Annotated in this window: 9 protein-coding genes; 2 read left to right on the top strand and 7 right to left on the bottom strand. The window is 73.6% G+C overall.

What is annotated here, in order from left to right; genetic code table 11:
• Both FPZ47_RS25625 and FPZ47_RS25620 read left to right on the top strand, forming a co-directional pair.
• Positions 1–380, top strand: a 380-nt coding sequence (locus tag FPZ47_RS25625; protein ID WP_428321252.1) for an NUDIX hydrolase, incomplete at its 5' end; no start/stop codon positions are given.
• A 221-nt stretch (positions 381–601) separates the two neighbouring features.
• Positions 602–1,942 (top strand): lipase family protein, encoded by a 1,341-nt coding sequence (locus FPZ47_RS25620; protein ID WP_144956798.1) that lies wholly within the window; start codon positions 602–604, stop codon positions 1,940–1,942.
• On the opposite strand, the gene FPZ47_RS25615 is transcribed toward FPZ47_RS25620, so the two are convergent.
• The 7 genes from FPZ47_RS25615 to FPZ47_RS28650 all read right to left on the bottom strand — a co-directional run.
• Positions 1,937–2,551 (bottom strand): DUF2567 domain-containing protein, encoded by a 615-nt coding sequence (locus FPZ47_RS25615; RefSeq protein WP_210420011.1) that lies wholly within the window; start codon positions 2,549–2,551, stop codon positions 1,937–1,939. The two genes, FPZ47_RS25620 and FPZ47_RS25615, sit on opposite strands and share 6 nt — an antisense overlap.
• The gene (gene bsaP / locus FPZ47_RS25610) at positions 2,548–2,775 is read right to left on the bottom strand and encodes a biotin synthase auxiliary protein BsaP (RefSeq protein ID WP_144956792.1); all 228 of its coding nucleotides are present in this window, start codon (positions 2,773–2,775) and stop codon (positions 2,548–2,550) included. The genes FPZ47_RS25615 and bsaP overlap by 4 nt, the downstream gene beginning before the upstream one ends.
• A 12-nt stretch (positions 2,776–2,787) precedes the next feature.
• On the bottom strand, positions 2,788–3,834 hold the full coding sequence (gene bioB, locus FPZ47_RS25605) for a biotin synthase BioB (protein ID WP_144956789.1): 1,047 nt from the start codon (positions 3,832–3,834) through the stop codon (positions 2,788–2,790).
• A 73-nt stretch (positions 3,835–3,907) separates the two neighbouring features.
• Positions 3,908–4,417, bottom strand: coding sequence for a 2'-5' RNA ligase family protein (locus FPZ47_RS25600; RefSeq protein WP_144956786.1), 510 nt, complete (start codon positions 4,415–4,417; stop codon positions 3,908–3,910).
• Complete coding sequence (gene bioD, locus FPZ47_RS25595; RefSeq protein WP_144956784.1) at positions 4,417–5,097, bottom strand: dethiobiotin synthase; 681 nt, start codon at positions 5,095–5,097, stop codon at positions 4,417–4,419. Before bioD ends, FPZ47_RS25600 begins: the two co-directional genes overlap by 1 nt.
• Entirely contained in the window at positions 5,094–6,242 is a 1,149-nt protein-coding gene (locus FPZ47_RS25590) for an 8-amino-7-oxononanoate synthase (RefSeq protein ID WP_144956781.1), read from the bottom strand. The genes bioD and FPZ47_RS25590 overlap by 4 nt, the downstream gene beginning before the upstream one ends.
• A gap of 135 nt (positions 6,243–6,377) precedes the next feature.
• The coding region (locus FPZ47_RS28650; RefSeq protein ID WP_210420010.1) for a hypothetical protein at positions 6,378–6,974 on the bottom strand (597 nt) is incomplete at its 5' end.

Below are 6,974 nucleotides of genomic sequence, written 5' to 3'. Positions count from 1 at the left end.
CCCCCGAGCTGCCCCCGGACACCCGCTGGCATCCGGTGAGTTCGCTGCCGCCGATGGCCTTCGATCACGGCCCGATGGTGACCCACGCCCGCACCCGGCTGGTGGCCAAGATGTCCTACACGAACATCGGGTTTGCCTTGGCGCCCAAGGAGTTCGCGCTGTCGACGCTGCGCGACATCTACGGCGCGACACTGGGCCACCCGGTCGACGCGACGAACCTGCAGCGGGTCCTGGTGCGGCGCGGGGTCATCACCCAGACCGGTACCATCGCGCAGTCGGGGCGCAGCGGCGGGCGCCCGGCGGCGCTGTACCACTTCGTCGACTCCCAGCTCCGGGTCACCGACGAGTTCGCCGCGTTCCGCCCACCCGGCCAGCCGTGAAGGTTTGACCCCCGCCCCGCGGGGCTATGCGAGGTGGCAGCCGGTGAGGAGCCGGCAGATGTGCCCTGACAGCGCCGCCGGCGAGCGGCCCGACCCCACGCGAACCGGCTCATACCACGGCGGTTACGTTGTGGTTACCACCCGTTCATACGCGACCTCAGACGCGACTTCATACGCGACCTCATAGACGAAAATGCCGGTTGACCAAGAAGGGATCCCCGATGGTTGAGTTCGGCAATCTGGCGGGTGCGCGTGGCGCGGAGTGGATCGGCCGGCCACCTCACGAGGAACTGCAGCGCAACGTGCGCCCGCTGCTGCCCTCCGACGACCCGTTCCACCAGCCGCCGCTGGGCTACCAGCACGCCGAGCCGGGCACGGTGCTGCGCTCCCGCGACGTCGAGCTGGCGCTGCTGGGCCTGGTGCCGCAGGACGTCAAAGCCGTCCAGCTGCTCTACCGGACGATGAATCTCCACGGCGAGCCGGAGGCGACGGCGACCACGGTGATCGTGCCGGCCGGGCTCGCACCCGGGCAGGCCTGCCCGCTGCTGTCCTACCAGTGCGCGATCGACGCCGTGTCGTCCCGCTGCTTCCCGTCCTATGCGCTGCGGCGCCGGGCGAAGGCCTTCGGGTCCATCGGCCAGTTCGAACTGTTCCTGATCGCCGCCGCCGTCGCCGAGGGGTGGGCGGTTTCGGTGCCCGACCACGAGGGCCTCAAGGGCTTGTGGGGCGCGCCGTACGAACCGGGATACCGCGTGCTGGACGGCATCCGGGCCGCACTGGGTTCGGAACGGCTCGGACTGTCGCGGGCGGCGCCGATCGGGCTGTGGGGCTACTCCGGCGGCGGGCTGGCCAGCGCGTGGGCCGCCGAGATGTGCGCCGATTACGCACCCGAACTCGACATCGTCGGGGCGGTGCTGGGCTCACCCGTCGGCGATCTGGGCAACACCTTCCGCAGGCTCAACGGCCGCTTCCTGTCGGGCCTGCCCGCACTGGTGGTGGCCGCGCTCGTCCACACCTACCCCGACCTGGACCGCATCATCAAGGAGCACGCCAGCGAGGAGGGCCGCGCCCTGCTGGAGTCGCTGGAGAAGATGACGACCGTGGAAGCCGTCGTCGCGATGGCGGGCAAGAACATGGGCGACTACCTCGACGAACCACTCGAGGACATCCTGTCGACCCCCGAGGTCAGCTACGTCTTCGACCAGATCAAGCTGGGCGCCGCGGTGCCGGCGCCGCCGGTGCTGATCGTGCAGGCCGTGCACGACTACCTGATCGACGTCAACGACATCGACATGCTCGCCGACGCCTATTCGGCCGGCGGCGCCCGGGTCACGTACCACCGGGACGCGTTCAACGAGCACATGCTCCTGCACCCGTTGTCGGCCCCGATGACGCTGCGCTGGCTCACCGACCGGTTCAACGGCCGGCCGCTGACCGAGCACCTCATCCGCACGACATGGCCGACGTTGTTCAACCCGATGACCTATGTCGGCATGGCGCGACTGGCCCGGATCGCGGCCAAGGTCGTCTTCGGCAGGAAAATTCACCGCCGCCCGTTATGACACGGCGGCTTCCGTGGAGCCTCCCGCGCCCGCCGGCAGCGCATCCGCGGGCCGGTGGCCCACCGGCGGGGCCCCCAGGTCGTCGCGGGCGGCCGCGGCCGCCATCAGCGCGTAGACCAGCGTGGCGATGGCGGCGGGCCACAACAGCGTCGCCGCCACCTGCAGCCGCCCGTGGGAGAAGTACACCGGCGGCGCCTCGACGACGTAGGCCACCGCCGGGCTGCCCGACAGCGCCACGGCGTCGAAATCCAGCTCGCCGTAGCGCAGCCTGACCAGCACGGCGCCCGCGGCCGACGCCGCGGCCGCGGCGGTCACCATGCCGACACACAGCGCGACGACCATCCCCGGCCCGCGGTGACGTCGCCACTGCCACGCCAGCACCGAAGCGACGACCGCGAACGCGGTCACCAGGCCCAGCAGCAGGCACGGGTCGTCGAAGAAGTGCTCGGATTCGGTGCCCAGATAGTCGTGGACGCGTTCACCGGCCCGGGTTTTCGCCACCACCGCGTGGATGGGCGCGGCGATCCACGCCCACAGCGCACCGAGCAGCGCCCCGGCCGCCGTCAGCCCCAGCGCGGCGGCGGCCAACGCGCGCGCCCGCCCGTTCACCGCTGCGCCTCGAGGTCGGAGGAGTCCACCTGACCGTGCCGCGAGCAGTGCGCCCGCCAGCCGTCGGGGCGGACCTGCACCACCATGCGGCGTCCGCACTCGGCGCAGAACCGTGGCGGCTCGAGGCCCAGCTGGGCCGCGGTCGGCACCTCGGTGCCCCCTAACTCCCCGGTGTAGACGTTGTAGACGCCGCCGCTGACCGGCGCGCCCAGACCCTCGACCACAATTGCCGGTTCCTACAGGCTGGCGTTCAGCGCCTTGATCGGCATCTGCAGATCGCCGAGCAATTCCAGGTCGGCCTCGGCGGGCCGGCCGAGGGTGGTCAGGTAGTTCCCGACGATCACGGCGTTGATGCCGCCCAGGATGCCCTGCTTGGCGCCCAGGTCGCCCAGGGTGATCTCGCGGCCGCCGGCGAAGCGCAGGATGGTGCGCGGCAGGGCCAGCCGGAAGGCGGCCACCGACTTCAGCGCCTCGGCGGCCGGCAGCACCTGCAGGTCCCCGAACGGGGTGCCGGGCCGGGGGTTGAGGAAGTTCAGCGGCACCTCGTCGGGACCCAGCTCGGCCAGGTCGGCGGCGAATTCGGCGCGCTGCTCGAGGGTCTCTCCCATGCCGAGGATGCCGCCGCAGCACACCTCCATGCCGGCGTCGCGCACCATCGACAACGTCTGCCAGCGCTCTTCCCAGGTGTGGGTGGTGACGACGTTGGCGAAGAACGAGCGCGCCGTCTCGAGGTTGTGGTTGTAGCGGTGCACCCCCATCGCCGCGAGCTGCTCGACCTGCTCGGCGGTCAGCATCCCCAGCGAGCAGGCGATGTTGATCTCGACCTCGTCGCGGATCGCCTCGACGCCCGCGGCGACCTGGGCCATCAGGCGTTCGTCGGGTCCGCGGACCGCGGCCACGATGCAGAACTCGGTGGCACCCGACTTGGCGGTCTGCTTGGCCGCCTCGACCAGGCTGGGGATGTCGAGCCGCGCGCTGCGCACGGGCGAGGCGAACAGGCCCGACTGGGCGCAGAAGTGGCAGTCCTCGGGGCAGCCGCCGGTTTTCAGGCTGATGATGCCCTCCACCTCGACGTCGGGGCCGCACCAGCGCATCCGCACCTCGTGCGCCAGCGCCAGCAGTTCGTCGAGCCGGTCGTCGGGCAGCCGCAGCACCGTGAGCACCTGGTCCCGGCTCAGCCCCTCACCGCGTTCCAGGACCTGCCGGCGGGCCACCGCCAGAATGTCGGCCGGATCGTCGGTGTAGTGGCCGTCGGTGCCTGGCCGAGCCGCCGCCTGAGTCACCCGGTACTCCTTTACGCCGTGGATCAAGTTCGCGTTCACGTTAGGTTAGCGGCCCGCACCGACCAAACCGCGGTCAGCCGATCGGGTGTTCGGCGCGCTTGTCGCCGTCCCAGCGGCGCAGGCCCGCAAAGGTGGCGTCGATGCGCGCCGGCCGGCCCGCGATCCGCAGCGCCCGCCCCAGCTGCGCGCCGCCGACCCGGCGGGCCAGCGTGACGTGCGCGGTCCACTGCCCGGGCCGGCTGTTGCCCATCGGCTCGGGCCGCAGGTGCGCGGCGCAGAGCCGGTGCACCTCGGCGTGCAGGTCGAGCAGCTCACCGGTCGGCACGATCAGCCGGGCGAACACGACGTCGGCCCGGCCGAAGAGCACCGGCGCGCCGACAACGGCCGGCAGCGGCAACCGCGCGCTCACCGGCCGCAGCAGCTCGTCGACGTCGGCGTCGATGCGCTCGGCGACGGCCAGCGTGACGTGCGGGCGGCTGGCGGGTGCCTGGCTGGGGATCCCGGCGCCGGCCAGGTCGCCCCAGACGCGGCGGATCGCCGCCTCGGTGTCGGGGTCGAAGACCAGCTCGATCGAATGGACCATCAGCCGGCCAGCGCGCCCACCCAGTGGCGGTCGAACGCCGCCGCACTCATGTCCGCGAATTCCGCTGCCCCCAGCCGGCCCGCTCCGGCGGGCAGCTCGGCCCGCACGGCGGCCAGCCGGGCCAGCGCGGCGCGGTTCGAGGTCTCGGCGGGCCCGGGCTTGGCCGGCCAGCTGCCGATCACCAGGCCGGCGCACGAAACTCCTTTGGCGGCAAGGGCTTCCAACGTCAGGGCGGTGTGGTTGAGGGTGCCCAGCTCCGCGCCGACCGCGATCAGCGCCGCGGCACCCACGTCGACGGCGAGGTCGCGCAACGTGACGCCCGCCGCGGCGAGCTCCACCAAGAGTCCCCCCGCGCCCTCGACCAGCGTCAGCCGGCCGGGACGGTCCAGGCCGTCGATCACCTTCAGCAGTTGCTCACGGGTGGGCAGTGCCATCCCGGCGCCCTCGGCCGCGGCGACCGGCGCCAACGGCTGCGGATATCGCGCGCACCCGGCCAGCTCGGTCACCCCGGACAGCCGCGCCACCTCGGCGAGGTCGTCGTCGCCGGCGTCGACGCCGGTCTGGACCGGTTTGCAGACCGCCACGTCGATGCCGGCCTGGCGGGCGTGACAGGCCAGCGCCGCGGTGACGACGGTCTTACCGACCCCGGTGCCGGTGCCGGTGACGAACAGGACGGTCAACGGCGCGACACCGCGACGACGTCCGCCAACACCCGGCGCGCGATGTCGAGCTCGGCCGCGTCCAGCGACGCGCGTGCGGTCAGCCGCAGCCGTGACGTCCCGGCGGGAACCGTCGGGGGCCGGAAGCAGCCCACCCTCACCCCGGCGTCCAGGCAGGCCGCCGCGGCGGCCAGCGCCACTTCGGGGTCGCCCAGGATCACCGACACCACCGCCGAGTGCGGAACCTCGGGGACTCCGCAGATCCGGGCCAGTTCGCGGGCGTGCCGCAGCACCGCCTCGGGCCGCCAGGGCTCGGCGCGCAGCACCTCGAGCGCGGCCAGCGCGGCGCCGACGGCCGCCGGGGCCAGACCGGTGTCGAAGATGAACGGCCGCGCCGCGTCGATCAGGTGGGCGCGCACGGCAGCCGGCCCCAGCACCGCACCGCCCTGGCTGCCCAGCGCCTTGGACAACGTCGTGGTCAGCACCACGTCGGGCGCACCGGCGAGCCCGAGTTCGTACAGCAGCCCGCGCCCGCCGCCGCGCACGCCGAGACCGTGGGCCTCGTCGACGATCAGCAGCGCGCGGTGCCGGCGGCACACCTCGTGCAGCTCGCGCAGGGGGGCCAGCGCGCCGTCGGCGCTGAACACCGAGTCGGTGATCACCACGGCGCGTTCCTCGGCGCGCGCCGCCAGGGCCGCGTCGACGGCGCCGACATCGCGGTGCGGCGCCACCACGACCCGGGCCCGCGACAGCCGGCAGGCGTCCACCAGCGACGCGTGCGAGTAGGCGTCGGACACCAGCAGCGATCCCGGCCCGGACAGGCCGACCACGGCGCCCAGGTTGGCCGTGTAGCCGGAGGAGAACAGCAGCGCCGAGGGCGCGCCGGCGTATGCGGCGAGCGCGGCCTCGAACCGCTGATGCAGGTCGGTGTCCCCGGTGACCAGGCGCGAACCGGTGGCCCCGGCGCCCCACATGCGCAGGGCGGCGACACCGCCCTCGATGACATCGGGATGCTGGGAAAGGCCGAGGTAGTCGTTGGACGCCAGGTCCAGCTCGGTGACAACCGCGGGCCGCGGGCGCAGCGAGCGACGCAGCCCGGCCTCTCGGCGCTGTTGCTCCACCTCATCCAGCCAGGCCAGCGGTGATATCCCGATCGGTGCCTTCATCGGAGTTCAGCCTACGAGTCACACGAAATCGGCCGTCGCGGAGGTGCTCACACCGATGTGCGCAAACGCCGCCCCTGTTCCAGACCGATCGGCGCGCCGATGCCCGGGCCGTCGCCCCGTGTCGGCCTGCCGCGATCAGCCGATGCCGCCCGAGCCGCCGCTGCCGGCAGCACCACCGGAGCCGCCGGTGGTACCACTGGGAGGCTTGCCGGTGCCGCCGCTGGTGCCGCCGCTCCCGGGGTGTGCACCGGCGGCGCCGGCGCCGCCGGTTCCACCGCCGCCACCGTTTCCGCCGCTGCCACCGCCACCGGAGCCGGTGCCACCGCTGCCGCCCACGGCACCGTCGCCGCCGGCACCCCCGCTGCCGGTGGCGCCTCCGGTGCCGCCGTTTCCGCCAGTACCGGCGCTGCCACCGCTGCCGCCGGTACCGCCGCCACCGAACAGGGCGCCACCAGCGCCGCCGGCACCACCGCTACCGCCGCCACCGGCGGCGCCGCCGGCGCCCCCGGCGCCGTTACCGCTGCCGGCGCCGCCTATGCCGCCGGCACTGCCGCCGCCGCCGCTGCCGCCGGTGCCGCCCGAACCGAAGAAGAAGGCGCCGGTGCCGCCCGGCCCGCCGCCGCCGCCGGCGCCGCCTTGACCGCCTTGGCCGCCGCTGCTGTTACCGCTGCCGCCGGCCCCGCCATTGGCGGCGGTGCCGCCGGGACCGCCGGCCCCGCCAGTGCCGCCGGT

This window comes from Mycobacterium helveticum, assembly GCF_007714205.1.
GTDB lineage: Bacteria > Actinomycetota > Actinomycetes > Mycobacteriales > Mycobacteriaceae > Mycobacterium > Mycobacterium helveticum.
The sequence above is the reverse complement of the archived record's forward strand: the minus strand, read 5'-3'. Positions and strand labels throughout refer to the sequence as shown.